Source organism: Borrelia miyamotoi (assembly GCF_019668505.1).
Taxonomy (GTDB): Bacteria; Spirochaetota; Spirochaetia; order Borreliales; family Borreliaceae; genus Borrelia; species Borrelia miyamotoi.
This window is the reverse complement of record NZ_AP024371.1, coordinates 423,873-445,655: the sequence shown is the minus strand read 5'-3', so window position 1 is coordinate 445,655 and position 21,783 is coordinate 423,873. Positions and strand designations below refer to the sequence as shown.

Here is a 21,783-nt window from a genome sequence, read left to right as displayed (position 1 = left end):
TTTGCAAATTATAATGACCTTGGAGGAAGGTATTTTGACTTTTAAAAAATTTTAGATTAAGTTTAAGGATAATAAATTCAAGATTTAAAAGATTTTTGATTATTTAAGGTTGAAGTTGGTTCCTAATTTTAAAAGATAGCTTGCCACTTTACCAGATTAAAAGAAGTCTACTTATTGATTTTTTATGGCAAAAAATAAAGAAAAAGAAATTTACAAATGTTTAAAGTGTGGATATAAATCTTTAAAGTGGTTAGGTAAGTGCCCTGAGTGCTTTAGTTGGGAAAGTTTAGAGCAGTATACTGAATTTAAAGTTGGATATGAGACAAATTTGAATAATGCAAAAAGTGAAATATTCTCTTTAAAAGATTTTACTCAAATTGAAAATATTAGGCATTTAACAGGTATTGATGAATTTGATAGAGTTCTTGGCTCTGGTATTGTCATTGGAAGTACAATTTTGATATCAGGAGAGCCTGGTATTGGAAAATCAACTTTTTTACTTCAAATTTCTAATATTATCTCACGTGCTGGTAAAAATGTGCTTTATCTTGCCGGGGAAGAGTCAATTCCACAAATTAAATTAAGGGCAAATAGACTGAAGATTTCTTCTGATATTTTGATAACTAATGAGGTAAATGTTGATTCTTTGATAGAAATGCTTTCAAATATTGAACTGGACTTTATGGTTGTTGATTCTATTCAAACTTTGCATTCAAAAGAAGTTCAAGGCAGTCTTGGAGGTGTGTCTCAACTAAAGCATTGTATTTACAAACTTGTAGAGTGGGCAAAAAGGAAGGATGTGGCTTTGTGCTTAGTGGGACATATTACAAAAGATGGTATATTAGCGGGACCAAAAGTAATAGAGCATATTGTAGATGCTGTTTTTTATTTTGAGGAGGCTGAAAAATCTTTACGTATGCTTAGAGCTAGTAAAAATAGATTTGGGGCTATTAATGAAATAGGTATTTTTGAAATGACATGTTTGGGAGTTGTTGAGATTAAAGATCCCTCTTCTATTTTTTTGGAGAAAAAGGAGAAAATATCTTCAGGAATTGCTATTGGAATTATTAATGAGGGAAGTAGAGTTTTGTTTGTAGAAATACAGGCTTTAATTACAAGTACAGGTATGAATATTCCTAGAATTTTTTCAGAAAAAATAGATTCTAAGAAAATATCAAGAATCTTGGCTGTTCTTAGTAAGTATTTAAATCTTAATTTTAATAATGATGATGTATATGTGAATGTTTCTGGGGGACTTAGGATTGATGATGTAGAAATTGAGCTTGCTGTTTTGGTTGCATTATTTTCTGCTAAGACGGATATTATTGTAAATCAAGAATTAATTTTTACGGGAGAGATTTCTCTTTCAGGAGAAATTAGGGCGTCTTCTAATATTGATAGTAAGGTTCTTGCTGCTAAGAAGGCTGGATTTAAAAATGTAATGGGTGCAAATTTAAGAGATAGTCATTATGATGGATATGAAGGTATAGGTAATGTTTTAGGTGTTGTTAGGCACTTAGTGAAGGGTAGAGCAATGAAAGATTATGAAAATCATTTTTTGAAAAATAATAATGTAAAAAATGAATGTTAAGTATTGACAAAGTGTAACGTATGTTATATCTTAGTAAGAGTTGATATTCAAAATTGGAAGAGAAGAGAAGGGAAGAGTTAAGTAAGGTTTTAATAGCCAAATAAAATAAATAACCTGTTAATTTTTAAAAGTAAAAAATAAAAATAACGAAGAGTTTGATCCTGGCTTAGAACTAACGCTGGCAGTGCGTCTTAAGCATGCAAGTCAGACGGAATGTAGTAATACATTCAGTGGCGAACGGGTGAGTAACGCGTGGATAATCTACCTACGAGATGGGGATAACTATTAGAAATAGTAGCTAATACCGAATAAAGTCAATTAAGATGTTAGTTGATGAAAGGAAGCCTTTAAAGCTTCGCTTGTAGATGAGTCTGCGTCTTATTAGCTAGTTGGTGGGATAAGAGCCTACCAAGGCTATGATAAGTAACCGGCCTGAGAGGGTGATCGGTCACACTGGAACTGAGATACGGTCCAGACTCCTACGGGAGGCAGCAGCTAAGAATCTTCCGCAATGGGCGAAAGCCTGACGGAGCGACACTGCGTGAACGAAGAAGGTCGAAAGATTGTAAAGTTCTTTTATAAGTGAGGAATAAGCTTTGTAGGAAATGACAAAGCGATGACGTTAATTTATGAATAAGCCCCGGCTAATTACGTGCCAGCAGCCGCGGTAATACGTAAGGGGCGAGCGTTGTTCGGGATCATTGGGCGTAAAGGGTGAGTAGGCGGATATGCAAGTCTATGTGTAAAATACCACAGCTCAACTGTGGAACTATGCTGGAAACTGCATGACTAGAGTCTGATAGGGGAAGTTAGAATTCCTGGTGTAAGGGTGGAATCTGTTGATATCAGGAAGAATACCAGAGGCGAAGGCGAACTTCTAGGTCAAGACTGACGCTGAGTCACGAAAGCGTAGGGAGCAAACAGGATTAGATACCCTGGTAGTCTACGCTGTAAACGATGCACACTTGGTGTTAATCGAAAGGTTAGTACCGAAGCTAACGTGTTAAGTGTGCCGCCTGGGGAGTATGTTCGCAAGAATGAAACTCAAAGGAATTGACGGGGGCCCGCACAAGCGGTGGAGCATGTGGTTTAATTCGATGATACGCGAGGAACCTTACCAGGGCTTGACATATACAGGATATAGTTAGAGATAACTATTCCCCGTTTGGGGTCTGTATACAGGTGCTGCATGGTTGTCGTCAGCTCGTGCCGTGAGGTGTTGGGTTAAGTCCCGCAACGAGCGCAACCCTTGTTGTCTGTTACCAGCATGTAAAGATGGGGACTCAGACGAGACTGCCGGTGATAAGCCGGAGGAAGGTGAGGATGACGTCAAATCATCATGGCCCTTATGTCCTGGGCTACACACGTGCTACAATGGCCTGTACAAAGCGATGCGAAACAGTGATGTGAAGCAAAACGCAGAAAGCAGGTCTCAGTCCAGATTGAAGTCTGAAACTCGGCTTCATGAAGTTGGAATCGCTAGTAATCGTATATCAGAATGATACGGTGAATACGTTCTCGGGCCTTGTACACACCGCCCGTCACACCACCCGAGTTGAAGATACCCGAAGCTATTATTCTAACCCGCAAGGGAGGAAGGTATCTAAGGTATGTTTAGTGAGGGGGGTGAAGTCGTAACAAGGTAGCCGTACTGGAAAGTGTGGCTGGATCACCTCCTTTCTAAGAGAAAGAAATTGTTTAAATTAATTATTATTTTAACTCTTCCCTTGTTTTCTCAAAGGCTTTTTGGGGGGTTTAGCTCAGTTGGTTTAGAGCATCGGCTTTGCAAGCCGGGGGTCAAGGGTTCGAGTCCCTTAACCTCCATTTATTTATTGTTAAATAAGTATGAATTAAGCCTTTTAAGAAATGGCCTTTATTAAAAATCTATGCAAACATATTGTTGCCTTTAAAGCGTTATTTTTTTGATTCATTTAGGTGCATTTAGTATTTTATTATATTGAGTTAATAAATTACCTCAGGGGCTAAGATATGTTTTTATGTTGTTTGTTATCTTGATGAATTGTTTTTTATGGATTCCAAAACTTGATTACATGCAAAAAATTTATCTTTAATTATTTTATTAAGATTATCAAAGAGCTAGTCATGAATCAACCTAATTGAATTGGGATCAGGAGGAGTTGAACCTCCGACCTCAGGTTTATCAGACCTGCGCTCTAACCACCTGAGCTATGATCCCCAAAATATCATTACCCTTTAAAATTCTATTGAACTTTATTGTGTTTGTCAATATGCAGTTTGTTTTTAGATTTTGGTTATATATTATTTTCAATAATTTTTACATTTATTCCAATTACAATAGGTTTTGAGTTTAAATTTCATTTTTGTTTAGAATTGTATTAATGAATAGAGAATTTTTTATGCAAGATGCTGTTATTGTCGCTAAGTCTTTACTTGGACATTTTCTGGTTAGAAATATAAATGGTAAAGAAGTTATTTCAAGGATTGTTGAAACAGAAGCGTATATGGGTTTAACAGATAAAGCTTGCCATGCGTATGGAGGTAGAAGAACAGTTCGTACAAGTGCAATGTATAATATTGGGGGATATGCTTATGTTTATATGATTTATGGCATGCATTATATGTTAAACGTTGTAGCATCTAATGAGCATAATCCCCATGCTGTTTTGATAAGAGGAGTTGAACCTATTTCACCTTCAATGAAGGTTGCTGGAATATTTACTAATGGACCTGGCAAGCTTACTAAGTTTTTAAATATAGATTTAAAGTTTAATAAAGTAGATCTTATTAATAATTGTGAACTTTTTTTAAGGAGAGGCTTATCTTTTGATTTTGAAGTTTTATGTTCAAAGAGAATAAATGTTGATTATGCAGGCGAAGAATATGCGAGCAAGCTTTGGAGATTTTATATAAAAAACAATAAATTTGTTTCTAAATATTAGTATTTCTTATTTTTTTCAAGAATGGGATCAACTGTCTCTTTAATAAAGTCTTCGACTTGCAATGATGCAAAACCTATATTTTCATTTGGATTTAAAACTTCATCTATATCTTTAGGTGTTAATTTAAAGCTTTCATCATTGAGGATTAGTTTAATTAAGTCGTTTTCAGTTGTTTTTGAATAAAGATTTTCTCTTACTTGCATTGAATAAATTCTTATCTTTTCATGTAATATTTGTCTATCACCACCATTTTTTGTTGCTTTCATCAATATGTCTTCTGTTAATATGAATGGCATTTCTTTTTTGACATGTTTTTCAATTATTGTTTTGTTTACTCTAATATTATCAAATATTTTATTTAATAATATTAAAATAGCATCAGCGGCTAGGAATGCTTGAGGAATATTGATCCTCTTGCAAGCTGAATCGTCTAAAGTTCTCTCAAGCCATTGAGTTGCCGCTATAAATCCACCACTTGATTGTAGACTCATGATAAACTTAGCAAGGGAAGCTACCCTTTCACTATAAATAGGGTTTCTTTTATAAGGCATTGCTGATGAACCTATTTGGTTTTTTTCAAAATGTTCTTCAATCTCTTCAAGATGTTGCATGAATCTAATATCATTAGTAATTTTGTGTGCACTTTGAGATAGGTTGCTTAAAAAATTTAATATTGATGTATCAAATTTACGGTCGTAGATTTGACTAGTTACTTTATAAACTTTGTTAAATCCCATTTTTTTTGCTAGACTAATGTCTAGATTTTTTACCTTTTCAAAGTTAGACGAAAACAATTCATTAAAGCTGTTTTGATTTCCAACTGTTCCCTTTACTCCTCTAAGACACATATTGGATAGAATGAAATTGAGTTCTTCAAAGTCAAAAATTAGACTTTGAAGCCATAAGCTACTTCTTTTCCCAAGAGTTGTCAATTGTGCTTTTTGTAGATGTGTATATGCAAGAGTTGTCAGGTTTTTATACTTTGTTGAGAATTCTTTTAAAGATTTAATGAATGTTATTAGATTATTCTTGATGATCAATAGAGCTTCTTTGATTTGGATTAAGTCTGTGTTATCTGTTAAATATGCACTTGTAACGCCAAGGTGTAAAATTTTTCTAGCATTGTCGCCAGCTAAGTCAGCATAAGCATAAAGATGTGCCATGACTTCATGTTGAAATTTTTCCTCATATTTTTTTACAATCTCAAAATCAATGTTTTCAATGTGTTTAGATAATTTATCAAGTTGTTTGTTGCTAATATCTATTCCTAATTCTTTTTGGACTAAAGCTAAGTTGTACCACAATTTTCTCCATGTAGTATATTTAAATTTTGGTGAAAAAATGTAAAGCATTTTTTTACTTGCATATCTTGATTTTAGGGGATTTATATATTCATCCATTTTTTATTCCTAACAATGGTTTTGTCTCTTTCTGCTCCAAGAGACAAAATTGAAATTTGAACACCCACTTCTTTTTCTATAAATTCAATGTAAGCTCTAGCCTCAATAGGCAAGTCGTCATAATTGCTAATATTTTTGATGTCTTTTTTAAATCCTTTAAAGACTTTGTATACAGGTTGAACTTTTTCAAGTATTTCACAAGAAGTGGGTATATAATCATATATTTTGCCTTGAAATTCATATGCTGTGCAAATTTTAAGCTTTTCGATATCATTTAGTATGTCTAGTTTAGTTAAGGCTAAATGATTTAGTTCATTAAGATAGATAGATTTTTTTATTGTTAAAAGATCTATCCAGCCAATTCTTCTAGGTCTTTTTGTTGTAGAGCCATATTCTTGACCCTTTTCTCTAATTTTATCTCCAATGGGATCTGAGATTTCAGTTACAAAAGGTCCTGAACCAACTCTTGATGAGAATGCTTTTACTATTCCAATCCTTTGCGTGATTTTTGAGATAGGAATGCCACATCCTGTTGCTGCTACAATTAATGTATTGCTTGATGTTACGAATGGAAAGGTTCCATGTTCAATATCAAGCATTATACCTTGAGCACCTTCTATTAAGATACTTTTACCTGAATTAATGGCATGTTTCAATATTTCTTCTGTATTTGTGATTGCAGGTTTAAGTATTGCTATATATTTTTTGTATTGTTTAAGAATGTCATCGTAATTAAAGGGTTTCTCGTTGTAGATTTTTTCTATAATTTCGTTTTTTTCATCTAAATTTGTTTTTAGTTTTTTTTCGAAAATATCTATGTTAATTAAGTCAATGGCTCTTATGCCTGTTCTATTGATTTTATCAGCATAACAAGGTCCAATACCTTGCTTTGTGGTGCCAATTTTATAAGTACCCTTTTTTTGTTCGTTAAGTTCGTCGATTTTAATGTGATAAGGCATTATTATATGCGTTTTATCGCTTATCAATATTTTTGTCTTTATGTTATTTTGTTTGAGTATTTTAAGTTCTTCAATTAGAATGAGTGGATTGATTACTACACCAGGTCCAAGTATGCATTTTGCTCCTTGCAAAATGCCAGATGGTAAGAGATGAAAAATGAATTTTTGATTATTAGCAACGATTGTATGCCCTGCGTTATTGCCTCCGTTAAATTTGATAACATAATCTAATTTTTTTGATAGAAAGTCTGTAATTTTGCCCTTTCCTTCGTCACCCCATTGAGTTCCAATCACTGCATAAATTGACATTTATATCTCCTATTTATTTATTTATTTTTGCTACATTCTTTAAAGTTCTATGTTTTTCGTTAAAATCAATACCATATCCGACTACAAAATAATTAGCAATTTCAAATCCTATATAGTCTATCTTTAATTTTGTTAATCTTCTAGATGGTTTATTAAAAAGAGTACAGATCTTGATCTCTTTGGGATTTTTGCTTTTTAGGTGTTCAATGATTTTTTTATATGTCAAGCCGGTATCTATGATGTTATCAAAGACCATGACATAACTATTTTCTATATTAACATCAATATCTTTTTTTATTAAAACTTTTAATGAAGAATGGGTTTTATTATTATAACTTGAGACATGAAGAAAATCTATTTTTACATTTAATCCAATCTCTCTTGTAATGTCTGCAAAAAACATAAAAGAACCTTTAAGGAGAGATATAAAAACTACATTATTTTTATCTTTATAGTAGTTTCTAATTTTTTGAGCTAAATTTTGAATTTTGTTTCTTATTTTTTCTTCTGTAAATAAAGTTGAGATTTCATAATTCATTTAATCTTACGTTTAACTCTCTATCTTTAATCCTTTAAGATCATCATTATATTTTTTTTGTTAATTTAATTCAAGTCAGGATTATGGGTCATAATCAATTTAATGTGATATTATTTATTAAAAAAGAAGGTGTTATAATGAATGCCAATTTTAAAAAATATAAAGTGTTAGTTTTCGATCTTGATGGGACTTTGCTTAATAACAATCATGAAATTACATCATTGACTCTTAAGGTTCTTTTAAAATTAAAGGATGATTTTCATATCATTATTGCTACCGGTAGGAGATTGTATGAGGTGAGTGATGTCTTAGTGCAACTTAAAGAGGTGAAAATCGATGAGTGTTATATTATAACTGCCAATGGAGCTGAGGTTTTTTTAAAAAACAATCTGATTTTGAGACATAAGATGAATTATGATATAGTAAAAGAAATTCTTAATATCAATAGAGCGGGAATCGATATTAATCTTTATACTCTTAATGATTGGTATTCTGATAGAGAGATTAGAAGTCCAATTATGAATTATTTTATTGAAAATTTAGGGGTAAAACCTATTATTGTTGATTTGTCTCTGCTTGAAGTAGATTCTTTTTCTAAAGTAGTTTGTTATTCTCATGATTCTTCTAAGCTTGAAGAGTTTAGAAATAAAATTCAAGAGAAAAATTTTAAAGATATAAATCTATTTTATTCCTCTCAGGATCTTTTGGAAATTACAAGTATTGATGCTAGTAAATATAATGCTGTTAAAAATGTTGCTTTATTTGAATGTATTTCTATGGATGCTATTTTAGCGTTTGGAGATAACGGTAATGATTATGAGATGTTGAAAAATGTTGGAAAGGGAATTATCATGAAAAATGCAAATGAGTTTGTTAAGTCTAATTTACCAAATAACGAGATTACAAAATTTGATAACGATGAAGATGGGGTTGCAAAGTTTTTAATTGAATTTTTTAATCTTGATATTAATTAATGTTTTTGATTATATCTTGTCTAAGTAATTTAGGTTGTAAATATTCATTTTACTATATTTAATATAGAGCATTCATCTGACATAAGTTATGTGTTTTGTTATTATTATTCTTTAATATATTTTATTTTGTAGTTTCTTGTTTATTTGTTCTTGCTTTTAAGTAGGTTATTTGAAATTATTGAGGGTAAGTGAACAATTTTAGGATTAATGATGTTTTTACCTGTAAGATTTATACCTGGCATTGCTCAATATGGATAGTGTGATTTAATTTTTGAAAAATTATTTAGTGAAAAGTTCAATAATAGTATTGACATAGTAAAGTTAAAAATATATATTAGTTTATGTTGTATAAACGATTGGCAAATTAGAGACGGAAGATAAAAATATGGTCAAAGTAATAAAGAGTCTATGGTGGATGCCTAGGAGCTTTAAGGCGAAGAAGGTCGTGGTAAGCTGCGAAAAGCTTGGGGGAGAAGCAAACATTTTACGATCCCGAGATCACCGAATGGAGTAATCCAATTAGCTAGATGCTAATTATTTACTACGTAAGTAGTAAAGGCTATACCAGGGGAAGTGAAACATCTAAGTACCCTGAGGAAAAGAAATCAAAGAGATTCCCTAAGTAGTGGCGAGCGAAAGGGGAGTAGCCTAAACTTTAAATGTGTCAAGCTGCAGAGCGTTGCATTTAGAGGGTTGTAGGACGCTTGGAGCTTAGTCTGTAATAAGCTGAGAAGTTACAAAATATTTATATAGAAGAATAACTTGGAAAAGTTAGCCAAAGAAGGTGATAGCCCTGTAATTTAAATGTAAATATCTTCTTAAAGATGTTCCTAAGTAGGACGGGGCACGAGAAACCTTGTCTGAAGCTGGGGAGACCACTCTCCAAGGCTAAATACTATAAAGCTACCGATAGTGAAGAGTACCGTGAGGGAAAGGTGAAAAGAACCCCGGGAGGGGAGTGAAATAGAACTGAAACCGTAGACTTACAAGCAGTCAAAGCCATGATTATTCATGGTGATGGCGTGCCTTTTGTATAATGAACCTGCGAGTTATCATGTCTAGCAAGGTTAAAGCATAGTAGTGCTGGAGCCTTAGCGAAAGCGAGTCTTAAACGGGCAATTTAGTTAGATGTGGTAGACCCGAACCCGAGTGATCTATTTATGGCCAGGCTGAAGCTTGGGTAAAACCAAGTGGAGGGCCGAACTCTAGTCTGTTTAAAAAGGCAGAGATGAGCTGTGAATAGGAGTGAAAGGCTAAACAAACTCGGAGATAGCTGGTTCTCCTCGAAATGGATTTAAGTTCAGCCTTATTTTAGTGTAATAGAGGTAGAGCACTAATTGAGCTAGGGCCTGTCAAAGGGTACCAAACTCAGTTAAACTCCGAATGCTATTGCATGATGAATAGGAGTGAGACTATGGGCGATAAGGTTCATAGTCGAGAGGGAAACAACCCAGACCAACAGCTAAGGTCTCAAAAATGTATTAAGTGGAAAAGGAGGTTTAGGTACGTAAACAGCCAGGAGGTTGGCTTAGAAGCAGCCATACCTTTAAAGAGTGCGTAATAGCTCACTGGTCGAGTACTTAAGCGCCGACAATGTAACGGGGCTAAATACATTACCGAAGCTTTGGACTCTAATTTAGGTTAGAGTGGTAGAGGAGCGTTCTGTAAGCCTGAGAAGTTAAACTGGGAAGTTTAATGGAGGTATCAGAAGTGAGAATGCAGGTATAAGTAACGAAAAAATGGGTGAGATTCCCATTCGCCGAAAACCTAAGGTTTCCTGGGTAAAGGTCGTCTTCCCAGGGTTAGTCGGCCCCTAAGGCAAAGCTGAAAAGTGAAGTCGATGGGAAACGGGTTAATATTCCCGTACCTCTTATAGTTTCGATTGGAGTGACGCATGAGGTTAACTACTGCTAGGCGATGGTAGTCCTAGTTTAAGCATTAAGGTGTTGATTCTAGTAGGCAAATCCGCTAGAAGAGCTGAGATGTGATGATGAGTGTTGTTTCGTCAGCATGAAATGTAGGTAGTCAAGGTGCCAAGAAAGAACTTCTAAGGTTAGGCTATAAGGGACCGTACCGCAAACCGACACAGGTAGGTGGGATGAAAATTCTAAGGCGCGCGAGAGAATTCACGTTAAGGAACTCTGCAAAATACATACGTAACTTCGGGATAAGTATGACCTAAGAGATTAGGTAGCATAAAAATGGTCCGAACGACTGTTTACCAAAAACACAGGTCTCTGCAAATCTGTAAAGAGAAGTATAGGGACTGACACCTGCCCGGTGCTGGAAGGTTAAGAGGAGATGTTAGTGTAAAAGCGAAGCATTGAATTCAAGCCCCAGTAAACGGCGGCCGTAACTATAACGGTCCTAAGGTAGCGAAATTCCTTGTCGGGTAAGTTCCGACCCGCACGAATGGTGTAACGATTTGGACGCTGTCTCAACGTGGAGCTCGGTGAAATTGAAGTATCGGTTAAGATGCCGATTACTTGTGGTTAGACGGAAAGACCCCGTGAACCTTTACTATAGCTTGGTATTGAAATTTGATTAGGTATGTGTAGGATAGGTGGGAGACTTTGAAGCTATCTCGTTAGGGATAGTGGAGTCGTACTTGAAATACCACCCTTGTTTAATTAAGTTTCTAACTCATAGTGATATGAGGAGAGTGCCAGGTGGGTAGTTTGACTGGGGCGGTCGCCTCCTAAAGAGTAACGGAGGTGCGCAAAGGTTACCTTAGAGTGGTTGGAAATCACTCTGTAAGTGTAAAGGCATAAGGTAGCTTAACTGTAAGACTGACAAGTCGAGCAGATACGAAAGTAGGTCTTAGTGATCTGGCGGTAGCGAGTGGAAGCGCCGTCACTTAACGAATAAAAGGTACTCCGGGGATAACAGGCTTATCCTTCCCAAGAGTTCACATCGACGGAAGGGTTTGGCACCTCGATGTCGGCTCATCGCATCCTAGGGCTGGAGCAGGTCCTAAGGGTATGGCTGTTCGCCATTTAAAGCGGTACGCGAGCTGGGTTCAGAACGTCGTGAGACAGTTTGGTCCCTATCTGCCACAAGCGTTGGATATTTGAGAGGAGCTATCTTTAGTACGAGAGGACCGAGATGGACGAACCTCTAGTGTACCAGTTATCCTGCCAAGGGTAAGTGCTGGGTAGCTACGTTCGGAAAGGATAACCGCTGAAAGCATCTAAGTGGGAAGCCTTCCTCAAGATGAGATATCCTATAGGGTTCTGGAAGAATACCAGTTTGATAGGTTAGAAGTGTAAGTATAGTAATATATTAAGCTAACTAATACTAATTACCCGAATCTTTGACCATATTTTTGTCTTCCTTATAAGGCAACCCTGGTGATTGAAGAAAAGAGGAAACACCTGTTATCATTCCGAACACAGAAGTTAAGCTCTTATTCGCTGATGGTACTGCGAGTTCGCGGGAGAGTAAGTTATTGCCAGGGTTTTTTTGTTTTCATTTCATATTCATTAGATGTGTATTATAAATTATGAGTATTTTAAGAGTTATTTTTTTACTTATATTTTTTTTTTCTTATATCAATTTATTTGCTAAACAAACCCTGAAATTTAAGCTTGTAGATCAATATCATCCTCTTTATTATAAAAATAAAGAAGGTAAAATGGTTGGCATGATTTTTCATCTTTTGAACAAATGGGCGCAAGATCATAATTATAATATTAGCGTAGAATATATTGATTACCTTGACAAAAATAAAATTGAAGATGATGTGGTTTATTTAGGATTAACTTATAATTCAAATTTAAATGAATATCTTTACTTTAAAAATGAGATTGGAAAATGTGTGTCTGCATTAATTTATAATGGTGAGAAAGGCAAAAAATATATCAGTTCATTTTTTTCAGACGAGTTGCGCGTAGGTGTTGTCAAGAACACTATATATGAGGATATTTTAAGATTTCATGGTCGTGTTGATAATGTTTTTTCATTTACAGATACTGAAAAATTACTTTTGGCATTAAGAGATAACAAGGTTGATTTAGTATATGGAAGTTATAAATCATTATCTAGTATATGGTATAGTTCTTTTTATCCATCTTTTATGAAAGTTTTTAAATCTGAATATTTTTATAGTTTTGGGGTAAGAACTGCCATTAGTAAGAATGCTATTAGTCAGTTAAAATATTTAGATATTGACCTTTTTAGTTATATGCAATCTCTTTCTGAAAAAGAATATGAATCTTTTAATTTATTTAAGCTTGATGTTGGAATGTATAATGATTATCCTCCTTTGAGTTTTGTGAATTCTAAAGGTCAATTTTCAGGGATTTTGGTTGATTTATGGAATACTCTTGCTAGAGAATATGGTTTTTCAGTGAAATTTGTAGGATTTCTAAAAGAAAACATTAAAAGAGGTGTGGATGATAAAGACGTATCTGTTTGGGGTGGAATTATTGAAGATGATAATATTTTAAGTTCTAAGAATTACAAAATAACATCTCCAATATACTCACTTAATTTTAACTTATATTTTACAAATGCTAAAAATAGTAATAAAGTCATAAATTCACAAATTATTGATTTCAATCTAAGTGATATTCAGATAGATAAAAGTACAGATATAGTAAGTAATTTTTCGGATATAGTAAATCATTCATATGGATTTATAGAAAATTCAATTACCACAAGGTATTTATCAAAGTTGCATGGATATAACAATGTATTGAGATTTCAGGATCCAAATTTAAGTCAAAAAAGGTTTTTAGTGTTAGCAACTAATAATAAGAAATTGCAAGTGTTTGCATATATGCTTAATGTATTAGCAAAGAATATTTTATTTGATACTTTTTTGCAAATAGATAAAAATTGGTTTGGACAATATGAGATTGAAGATTATCAAGATAATTGTCATGGTCATATAAATAGTAGTAATTTTAATATTGAGGAAAAAATTTGGTTATTGAGAAATAAAAAATTAAATCTTGCTGTGAAAAATTGGTATCCTATTGATTATTTTGATTCTAGTCGTTATAGAGGAGTAAATGAGTGGTTAATTAATAAAATAATGAAATTGACGAATTTAGATTTCAATATCATCAATGTAAGTGGAAGGGATGAGATTGAAGAATTAATCAAGCTAGGAAATTTAGATATGTTGTCTGCTAATTTAGATGACTCAAATTCAGACTATGTTTTTAACATTAAATCAGTTTCAGAAATCCCACTACATATTTTTTCAAATAGGACAAGGCCATTTACTTCTCAGTCCTCTGATCGTTTTGCAATACTTAAATTTTTGTATACAAAGAAGTTGGAAACTCAAATAGGCAAACAACTAATTCAAGTGAATGGTTTTAAAGAGGCTTTAGACCTTCTTTATAGAGGCAAGGTTAATGGAATTATTAGCGATGAATATACTGCTACTGTTAATTTTGAGGACTTGAATATTAGGGATGTTAAGAGAATTCTTACTGTGTCAGATTTAAAATTTGATTTAAATATTGCAGTTTATAACCAAGATTATATTTTAAGAAGAATTATACAAAAGATTTTATTCTGTGCAAACGTTGACAATAAATTATATTTTAATGACTGGGTGTTTAATATTCATGAGAGTTCTAAAGATATAATGCTAAAAAAGTCTGGTATAGCAGTTTTAACCATTGGTATTTTTATTTTTACTATTTTAATATTTTTCCTATTTAATTTGTGGAATGAAATAGTATTTAGCAAAAAAATGTATTCTTCTGCAATTATCAAGAAAAAAGTTATTGAAGATGCTATTGTTGCTAAAACTATTTTTTTAGCAAGTATGAGTCATGATATTCGTACTCCTATTAATGGCATAATAGCAGCTGCTGAGCTTTTACAAAATACTGAACTTTTGGGGGTTCAAAAAGAGTATGTACAAATGATAAATTATTCATCTATTTCATTACTTTCTTTAATTGATGAAATATTGTATATCTCTAAAATAGATATGAACGGGATATATATTGAAAATAATGAAATAGATTTGGAGCATGAAATTGAAGGTGTTTTAAAGGGTTTTCAGTCTCAAAGTGCGAAACAAAAGCTTGATTTGATTTTTTATTCAAAATCAGATTTAGGGCACTATTTAATAGGGGATAAAACTAGACTTAAAAAGGTACTTATTAATTTAATAGGAAATTCTTTTAAATTTACTACAGATGGGATCATAGTTTTGAACTATGAATGTATATGCAGTACACAGGATGGTAATGGTAATAAAATCGTTACTATTGAGTTTAAGGTAACTGATACTGGCAAAGGGATTAAAAAGAAAGATATGCAGGTAATATTTGAGTTATTTAAGCAAGGAGATTATGCTGATTCAAAAAGATATGAAGGAACCGGTCTTGGGCTTGCAATATCTAAGAAGCTTGTTAGTTTAATGGGTGGTCCTGGCATTACAGTTGAGAGTGAAGTAGGTAAGGAAACAACTTTTTCATTTATGTTGCCTTTTGTTTTAGGTGGCAAGATTAAAGATAGAGCATTAAATAAACTAGAGCTGGTAAAGGATAAAAAGATTTTAAGTGTGGTTTTAAGTAAAAAGGCTATCGAGGTATTGGATAGAATAAGTGAGGTTTTTGATTATAAAGATAATATAAATTATTTTTCTTCGTATGAAGGTGCTTATAAGGCTTGTTATGAATATCCTTATTATGATTTTATTTTTATAAACGTTGATGATTCTGGTTTGCAAGAAGGTCTTGATTTTGCTGAGAGGATTGAAAATCTAAATTATAACATAAAGATAGTGTTTGTGTTCCATTATTTAAATAGTGATAAGATTGTTAATTTTAAATATGCATATATTCAAAAACCTTTTAAAAGGTGGGATTTTTATTCTGATTGGATTAGAAATGGCCCCATTATAGATATTCCGGTAGTGAGTGAGTCTACTTCTCTTCAGCTTAAAAATAATGTAAGCATTTTAATAGCTGAGGATAATGAAATTAATCAGAAGATTTTAAAAAATATCTTGATTGTTATAGGTGTCAAAGAAGATTCTATCGATATTGTAGATGATGGATTTAAGGCTATTGAGCTTTTAAAAACTAATAGATATGATGTGGCTTTTATTGATATAAGAATGCCAAGTTGTGATGGATTTACAGTGTCTAAGGAAGTGCGCAAATTTGAAAGCCAAAATAACTTAATTCCATGTGTGTTGATAGCTGTGACTGCACATGCATTAAGAGAATATAAAGATAGGTGTTTAGAAAATGGAATGAATGATTATCTTGCAAAGCCAATACAAATTAGTTCAATTAAATGTATGTTAAAAAAATATTTGCATATTGAGGTTGAAAAAAATAAAACCATATACGATAAGAAGTTAAATAGATTTTCTGATTTGCCTAATTTAGATGTTAATGGGGCTTTAAGGGATTTAAATATCTCATATGATATGTATGTTGAGTTATGCAGTGGATTTATTGGCATGATTGATAATTTTATGCGTGATTTAGATGAAGCTTTCAATGCAGATGACATAGAATTAGTAAAGAGTTTGTCACATTCAATTGCTGGAGCTCTTGGTAATATGCGTAGCGGCTTATTTAAGAATTTTAAACAGATCGAGATAGGTACAGGTTCAATGCAAGAATTAAAAGTATTATACTATAATGCTCGTAAAGATTTGGTTGTACTTGTTGATAACATAAAATCTCAAATTTTAGGTATTCTTGAGGATGAGGACCCAGAAAAATTCAAGTTTAACAATAATGATGAATTTTTAAGTCTTATGCAAAGACTTTTAAATGGTATACAGAATAGAAATCCAAAAGAGTACAGAGGAATACTTGAAATTCTTAAAAAGTATAGTTTGGATAATCATAATATGATATTACTTGATTCTCTTGTTAAATACTTAAGATTATATAACTTTGAAGAAAGTTCTAAAATTGTTAAACGTATGATGCATGGTAATAAGATAGAAAAATCATGATTAAAGGTATGATTTTGGATAATTTCGAAGAGATTTCAAATGAGCCTCAAAAGTTGTTACTTGTGGATGATACTCCCACGAATTTGGATTTATTAATAAGTATATTGCAACATGATTATGAGATCAGAGTTGCATTGAATGGGTTTGATGCTTTAAAACAGGTTGAGATTGCTAGTCCTGATTTAATCCTTCTTGATGTGTTGCTTCCGGATATGAGTGGTTATGAGGTTTGTAAAAGGCTTAAAAATGATCCTGAGACTAGAGATATTCCTGTAATTTTTATTAGTTCAAGAGCCTCTATTGAGGCTCAACTTGAGGGGTTTAATGTTGGTGGAGTGGATTATATTCTGAAACCTTTTAATAGCAGGATTATTAATGCAAGAATTAAGACTCATCTTGAGCTTAAGAGGCTTAGAGATTATTTTAAAAATCTTGCAAGAATTGATGGTCTTACTCAAATTCCTAATAGAAGGTTTTTTACAGATAAATTTGCTAAAGCTTGGATGCAAGCCTTAGAGCATAAAAGACACGTCATTGTGGGAATGTTAGATATTGATTACTTTAAAAAGTATAATGATAATTATGGGCATACTAATGGTGATGAATGTCTTAAGTTGATTGCAAAGAGTTTGAATAAAATCGCGCTTAGATATAAAATAGATATTGCTCGATATGGTGGTGAGGAATTTATTTTATTTTGTGTCGATAAGAGTTTAGAAGAAATGATTGAGATTGTTAGTCTGATCATTGAGGATATTAGGAGTTTGAAGATAGTTCATCAATACAGTAGTATTTCTAATTTTGTCACAGTTTCAATTGGACTTGCTGAGCAAATTCCTCATGATGTTAATTTTACTAATATTATTAAGCTTGCTGATGATAAGTTATATGAAGCTAAGATTTCTGGCCGCAATCAGTTTAAATATTAGATTGAATTAGAGTTAAATCTGTAAGTTAAAGAGAATCCAATGGAATTGTAGTAAATATATGAATTACCTGTGGCTGTTCTTTTTGAAATATCAGCCATTCCTATTGTATCTGATGTATAAATAGGCGCAGTTGAGAACTTAAATAGTATGTCTAAGTCTAAAACTTCCATTATTTCAAACTTTGCGACAAGAGAAAGATTATGATAGAAGAAATCACTTCCCCATCCTTTATTTTGTGTTGTACTTACTTTTCTTGCATATCCAATATATGTTTTTCCTTCGTATAAAATTCCAATTAAATTAAGAGGCAGCGGCATTTTGTAAGCTAAGGCTATATAAGGGATTATTGTAAATCCATTTATATTTTTACCTTCATCAGCTTTGTATTTCCAAAGTTGATTATTACTAGCATGTGGATTGTTTACATACAGAATATTATTTCCAATTATTGTAATAATATGTGTCCAGTCTCCATCAAGTGTAGCATTCAGATCAAATTGTAGCTTGCCTCCCATTGTTATCTCAGAATAAAATTCAGGGTTGCTTGAATATTGTCCATTACCAATATGTACTCCAATTCCCTTAAATCCAAATCCTTGCCAACCTATTCCGATCTCACTTCCTGTATACAAATCCATAAATGCAATAGGAGTGAAATTTAGCATTCCTTTAAGTAGTAAAATGATAGGTGATAGTCCAATTCTAAAGTCAAGATTTATTTTGTTATCTTTAAATAAAAGTGAATACGGATCGTTAAAAAGTTTAAAAGATTTATAGTATCCTAAATATGATATTATTTTAATACTTCCCCAGGCGCTAGGTGAAATCTGTTCGTTTGGTTCTACTGAGGTGAATTGAGGGGTTATAAAACTTGGAGAAAATCTACTTCCGAAGGTTCCAAGTGCATGTGGTATATAATAAGCTGCTTGAGTGGTAATATAAAAATATCCCATCTCATCTTGATTTTTGTTTGGATGAATCAAAACAGTCTGTAAGAGCATTAACATTATTAATAATTTATTTATAATGTTAATTATTACTTTCATATGCATTGCTTTATTATATCTTATTTTTTAAAAAAATAAGATATAATAAAATGATGATTTTAAATTAATATTTTTGGTTTTTTGAAATTATTTCCATTAAACTTTTTTTTACTTCATCAATATTTTTTGATGCATTTATATTATTAATTCTATTGTTTTTTGAGTAGAAATTTATTAGTGGCTTTGTTTGTAGATGATATTCTTTAAGTCTGACTTTTAAAGATTCTTCTTTGTCGTCTTTTCGTTGATAAAGGATACCTTTACAAAGATCACAAATTTCCTTTTCTTTTGTAGGCAGTGTGTATATGTTAAATATACCGCCACAGGACTTGCATATTCTTCTTCCGGAAAGCCTTTTTATTAGTACCTCTTCATCGAGTAAAAAGTTTATTATTTGAATATTTTTCAAGAAATTATCTAAAGCCTTAGCTTGATTGATATTTCTGGGGAATCCATCAAGAATAAGATTGTTTTGATTTTCAAGGGTATTAATTTTATCTTCAACGATTTTTATCGTGATTGAGTCGGGTACTAGTTGTCCACTTTCAACTGTTTTTTTGATTTCTTTCCCAAGAGGTGTAGAATTTGATATATTCTCTCTGAATAGATCTCCTGTTGAAATATGATAATAGTTAAGTTTACTTGAGAGGATCTTGGCAATTGTACCTTTTCCAGAACCTGGGGGCCCTAAAAGAACAAGTTTCATATATAACTCCTATATTCTCTTATTTTTCTTTTTGGTGTTTATCTAAGAATATTTAACAAGAATTTAAGTCCAACAATTGTTCCAATTGCAGACCCAATGTTTACAAAAAATACTATTAGTAAAATTTTTGTAATTTTATTTTTAAAATATCCTTTTATGTTAACCAAGTCTTCTTGCAGTTTTTCAAAGTCTTTTATTTTTGGTTTGTTTATGTAAGCTTCAACAAGACCTGCAACCATGCCTGTTCCGATAAATGGGATTAAAGAGAATATTGGGGCACCAATTGATGCTGTTATTATCGTTATAATATTAGCTCTTAGTAAAAGAGCAGCAAGACCTGCAAATAAAGAGTTACATATTATCCAGGACTCTAAATTTTTGTATGTCAGATCAAATCCTTTAAAGTAAAATGAGCTTGCTATCAGTACAACAATTGAGATTGCTATAAAATAAGATATTAATTTACTCATCGAAAAAGCATTTTTAGGTATGATATTAAGAACGTCAATATTGATAATTTTTTTGTTTTCTTTAATTTTTCTTAAGTTTTCTGTTATTCCTTTTACGTGACCGGCGCCAACAACTGCAAGGATTGTTCCTGAACCTTCTAGTATTTTACTTGCTATAAATTCATCTCTCTCATCAATTAAAATTTTTTTTACAGTAGGAATTTCTTTTGCAAGTTCTTCCATCATATTTGAGAGAATGTCTTGTTCTTTAAGTTTTTCAATTTCATCTTGTGTTACTTTTATATCTGAGAAAGAAAATAGACTTGATATTATTTTGACTTTTTCAAAAATTGGAACACAGTTCCAGGCTCTCTTTAGAGTAATTTCAACTTTTCTATCTGCAAGTATCAATGGTATGTTATGCTCTTTAGCTTTTAAAATAGCTGTTTTCATCTCTTCGCCAGGATTAATACCTTGTTCTTTTGCTAATTTTTTTTGGAAATTACTCAAAATAATTTGTACTATTAACAAAAATGCTTTTCCTTGCTTTATTACTTTATATATATCCAAGTTACGCCACTTCTCGTTTTCATCTGTTTCTAGAACTGCATGGTATCGAGTCTCATCAAGTTCAACGGCAATAAAGTCTGGCTTTAATTTTTCAATTAAAATAGCTGTTTCTTGTGAACTTTTTTTTGATACATGTGCTGTTCCTAAGATATATATTTTATTATGAGCCATATTAAAAATGCTGACGTGTGAAAAATGATCATAGGTATTCTCTTTTTTAATGTCCAAAAGTTATCCTTGTTTTTAAAAATCTAACCATCAAGAAGGATGGCCTTTAATAATTTTATCACATGACTTATTGAAACTATATAGTCTATATTATTTTCTTCTATTGCTATTTTTGGCATTCCAAAAACTACTGAACTTTTCTCATCTTGTGCAATGGTTAATCCACCAGCTTTTTTAATTTCTCCAATTTCTCTAGAGCCATCACTTCCCATTCCAGTCATTATTAAAGCTATTGCTTTTTCTTTTACATTTTCTGATATTGATTTAAAGAGTACCCCGATGGAAGGTTTGTGACCGTTTACATTTTCAGCATCAAAAACTTCTGTTTTGTAGTTTCCATTTATTTTATTTATTCTTGTGTGGTATCCCCCAGAGCTTATGTATATGAATCCTTTTTGAAGTATTTCTTGATTAGTTGTTTCTTTTACAATTAAGTTGCAAATATTGTTAAGGTTTTTTGCAAATTCTGAGGTGAATCCTTTTGGCATATGTTGAACAATGACTATTGGAACAGGAAAATTATTAGGAATTTCTGGTAGTATTTTCTTTAGTGCTGCAGGTCCACCTGTAGATATTCCAATAACAACTATTTCGAATTTTTTACTTTTCAATTTTTTTAAATCTTTTTCATTTATTATTGCTTCTTTATTATAATGTTTATTCTCAATTTTTTCTTTTTTAATTATTAAATTTTCATCTGTTAGTTTTATTGTATTTGAATTTTTTTCTTTCTCATTTTTATCTGTAAAGGATTTATTTGTTTTAACTTCTAAGTTAATATTCCTGATAATTTTGTTTTTTATAGTTTTGTTACCATAAACTGAGAGTAAATTAATCATTTTATCTTTTATACATTCTAATTTGTTATTAGTTTTTATTATGAAATCGTTAGCACCTTTTAAGAGTGCATTTTTTGCTATTTCTTGACATGATGATAGGATAACAACAGGAAGCTTGTCGATGATATTTTTCTTTTTGTTTATGAAAGCAATTTCTTTTATTGTTTCTGTTTCTAAACTAAGTAGTACTACATCTGGATGTTTTTTAAGTTTTTTAAGAGCAAAGTCACTGTTAGCTGCAGTGGCAATAACTTCAAGGTTTGAAGATGAGTTTATAATGTCTGATATGGCTTTTCTATTAATAGAAGAAGCTTCAATAATAAGCACATAAATTTTTATTTGCACTTTTGCTTTGCTCCTGTGGGTTTTTGTGCCA

Annotated in this window: 12 protein-coding genes, 2 tRNA genes and 3 rRNA genes; 9 read left to right on the top strand and 8 right to left on the bottom strand. The window is 32.1% G+C overall.

Translation table 11 applies throughout. The features are described from left to right. Positions 1–184 precede the first annotated feature (184 nt). The 3 genes from radA to K5Q05_RS02060 all read left to right on the top strand — a co-directional run bounded on the left by radA (position 185) and on the right by K5Q05_RS02060 (position 3,415). Complete coding sequence (gene radA / locus K5Q05_RS02070) at positions 185–1,591, top strand: DNA repair protein RadA (RefSeq protein ID WP_025443738.1); 1,407 nt, start codon at positions 185–187, stop codon at positions 1,589–1,591. A 143-nt stretch (positions 1,592–1,734) separates the two neighbouring features. Continuing rightward, positions 1,735–3,271: ribosomal RNA gene (locus tag K5Q05_RS02065) — 16S ribosomal RNA — on the top strand. 69 nt (positions 3,272–3,340) lie between these two features. After that, positions 3,341–3,415: transfer RNA gene (locus K5Q05_RS02060), tRNA-Ala, on the top strand. 299 nt (positions 3,416–3,714) lie between these two features. Here the strand turns inward: K5Q05_RS02060 and K5Q05_RS02055 are convergent. Beyond that, positions 3,715–3,788 (bottom strand) — tRNA-Ile (locus K5Q05_RS02055). A gap of 163 nt (positions 3,789–3,951) precedes the next feature. Here K5Q05_RS02055 and K5Q05_RS02050 point away from each other — a divergent pair. Next, positions 3,952–4,512, top strand: a complete 561-nt coding sequence (locus K5Q05_RS02050) for a DNA-3-methyladenine glycosylase (RefSeq protein WP_025443739.1) — start codon at positions 3,952–3,954, stop codon at positions 4,510–4,512. Here the strand turns inward: K5Q05_RS02050 and purB are convergent. Genes purB through hpt form a run of 3 tightly spaced genes read right to left on the bottom strand, consistent with a single transcriptional unit; the run spans position 4,509 to position 7,718 of the window. Further along, positions 4,509–5,912 (bottom strand): adenylosuccinate lyase, encoded by a 1,404-nt coding sequence (gene purB / locus K5Q05_RS02045; protein WP_025443740.1) that lies wholly within the window; start codon positions 5,910–5,912, stop codon positions 4,509–4,511. The two genes, K5Q05_RS02050 and purB, sit on opposite strands and share 4 nt — an antisense overlap. Then, positions 5,897–7,180, bottom strand: coding sequence for an adenylosuccinate synthase (locus K5Q05_RS02040; RefSeq protein WP_025443741.1), 1,284 nt, complete (start codon positions 7,178–7,180; stop codon positions 5,897–5,899). Before K5Q05_RS02040 ends, purB begins: the two co-directional genes overlap by 16 nt. A gap of 13 nt (positions 7,181–7,193) precedes the next feature. Continuing rightward, positions 7,194–7,718, bottom strand: coding sequence for a hypoxanthine phosphoribosyltransferase (hpt, locus tag K5Q05_RS02035; protein ID WP_025443742.1), 525 nt, complete (start codon positions 7,716–7,718; stop codon positions 7,194–7,196). A gap of 137 nt (positions 7,719–7,855) precedes the next feature. Between hpt and K5Q05_RS02030 the strand changes: the two genes are divergently transcribed. The 5 genes from K5Q05_RS02030 (at position 7,856) to K5Q05_RS02010 (ending at position 17,569) form a co-directional block, all read left to right on the top strand. Continuing rightward, complete coding sequence (locus tag K5Q05_RS02030; protein ID WP_025443743.1) at positions 7,856–8,692, top strand: Cof-type HAD-IIB family hydrolase; 837 nt, start codon at positions 7,856–7,858, stop codon at positions 8,690–8,692. A gap of 387 nt (positions 8,693–9,079) precedes the next feature. Further along, positions 9,080–12,013, top strand: a 23S ribosomal RNA gene (locus tag K5Q05_RS02025). A gap of 25 nt (positions 12,014–12,038) precedes the next feature. Beyond that, positions 12,039–12,149, top strand: a 5S ribosomal RNA gene (gene rrf / locus K5Q05_RS02020). A gap of 45 nt (positions 12,150–12,194) precedes the next feature. After that, a complete protein-coding gene (locus K5Q05_RS02015) occupies positions 12,195–16,640 on the top strand; it encodes a response regulator (RefSeq protein WP_099497087.1) in 4,446 nt (1,481 codons plus the stop codon). Beyond that, positions 16,637–17,569, top strand: a complete 933-nt coding sequence (locus K5Q05_RS02010) for a GGDEF domain-containing protein (RefSeq protein WP_044003384.1) — start codon at positions 16,637–16,639, stop codon at positions 17,567–17,569. The genes K5Q05_RS02015 and K5Q05_RS02010 overlap by 4 nt, the downstream gene beginning before the upstream one ends. On the opposite strand, the gene K5Q05_RS02005 is transcribed toward K5Q05_RS02010, so the two are convergent. From K5Q05_RS02005 to K5Q05_RS01990, 4 genes are all read right to left on the bottom strand, one after another. Next, the gene (locus tag K5Q05_RS02005; protein ID WP_044003387.1) at positions 17,566–18,615 is read right to left on the bottom strand and encodes a hypothetical protein; all 1,050 of its coding nucleotides are present in this window, start codon (positions 18,613–18,615) and stop codon (positions 17,566–17,568) included. The two genes, K5Q05_RS02010 and K5Q05_RS02005, sit on opposite strands and share 4 nt — an antisense overlap. 64 nt (positions 18,616–18,679) lie before the next feature. Continuing rightward, on the bottom strand, positions 18,680–19,321 hold the full coding sequence (locus tag K5Q05_RS02000) for an adenylate kinase (RefSeq protein ID WP_025443747.1): 642 nt from the start codon (positions 19,319–19,321) through the stop codon (positions 18,680–18,682). Between the two features lie 38 nt (positions 19,322–19,359). After that, entirely contained in the window at positions 19,360–20,568 is a 1,209-nt protein-coding gene (locus K5Q05_RS01995; protein ID WP_025443748.1) for a TraB/GumN family protein, read from the bottom strand. A 23-nt stretch (positions 20,569–20,591) separates the two neighbouring features. Further along, positions 20,592–21,752, bottom strand: coding sequence for a chemotaxis protein CheB (locus tag K5Q05_RS01990; protein WP_025443749.1), 1,161 nt, complete (start codon positions 21,750–21,752; stop codon positions 20,592–20,594). Between the last annotated feature and the right edge of the window lie 31 nt (positions 21,753–21,783).

Bases quoted from the DNA above. Each gene is read 5' to 3' on its own strand.
- K5Q05_RS02050 (WP_025443739.1), top strand. From the start codon at position 3,952: ATGAATAGAGAATTTTTTATGCAAGATGCTGTTATTGTCGCTAAGTCT.
- K5Q05_RS02030 (WP_025443743.1), top strand. From the start codon at position 7,856: ATGAATGCCAATTTTAAAAAATATAAAGTGTTAGTTTTCGATCTTGAT.
- K5Q05_RS02005 (WP_044003387.1), bottom strand. From the start codon at position 18,615: ATGAAAGTAATAATTAACATTATAAATAAATTATTAATAATGTTAATG.
- purB (WP_025443740.1), bottom strand. From the start codon at position 5,912: ATGGATGAATATATAAATCCCCTAAAATCAAGATATGCAAGTAAAAAA.
- K5Q05_RS02000 (WP_025443747.1), bottom strand. From the start codon at position 19,321: ATGAAACTTGTTCTTTTAGGGCCCCCAGGTTCTGGAAAAGGTACAATT.
- K5Q05_RS02040 (WP_025443741.1), bottom strand. From the start codon at position 7,180: ATGTCAATTTATGCAGTGATTGGAACTCAATGGGGTGACGAAGGAAAG.
- hpt (WP_025443742.1), bottom strand. From the start codon at position 7,718: ATGAATTATGAAATCTCAACTTTATTTACAGAAGAAAAAATAAGAAAC.
- K5Q05_RS02015 (WP_099497087.1), top strand. From the start codon at position 12,195: ATGAGTATTTTAAGAGTTATTTTTTTACTTATATTTTTTTTTTCTTAT.
- radA (WP_025443738.1), top strand. From the start codon at position 185: ATGGCAAAAAATAAAGAAAAAGAAATTTACAAATGTTTAAAGTGTGGA.
- K5Q05_RS02010 (WP_044003384.1), top strand. From the start codon at position 16,637: ATGATTAAAGGTATGATTTTGGATAATTTCGAAGAGATTTCAAATGAG.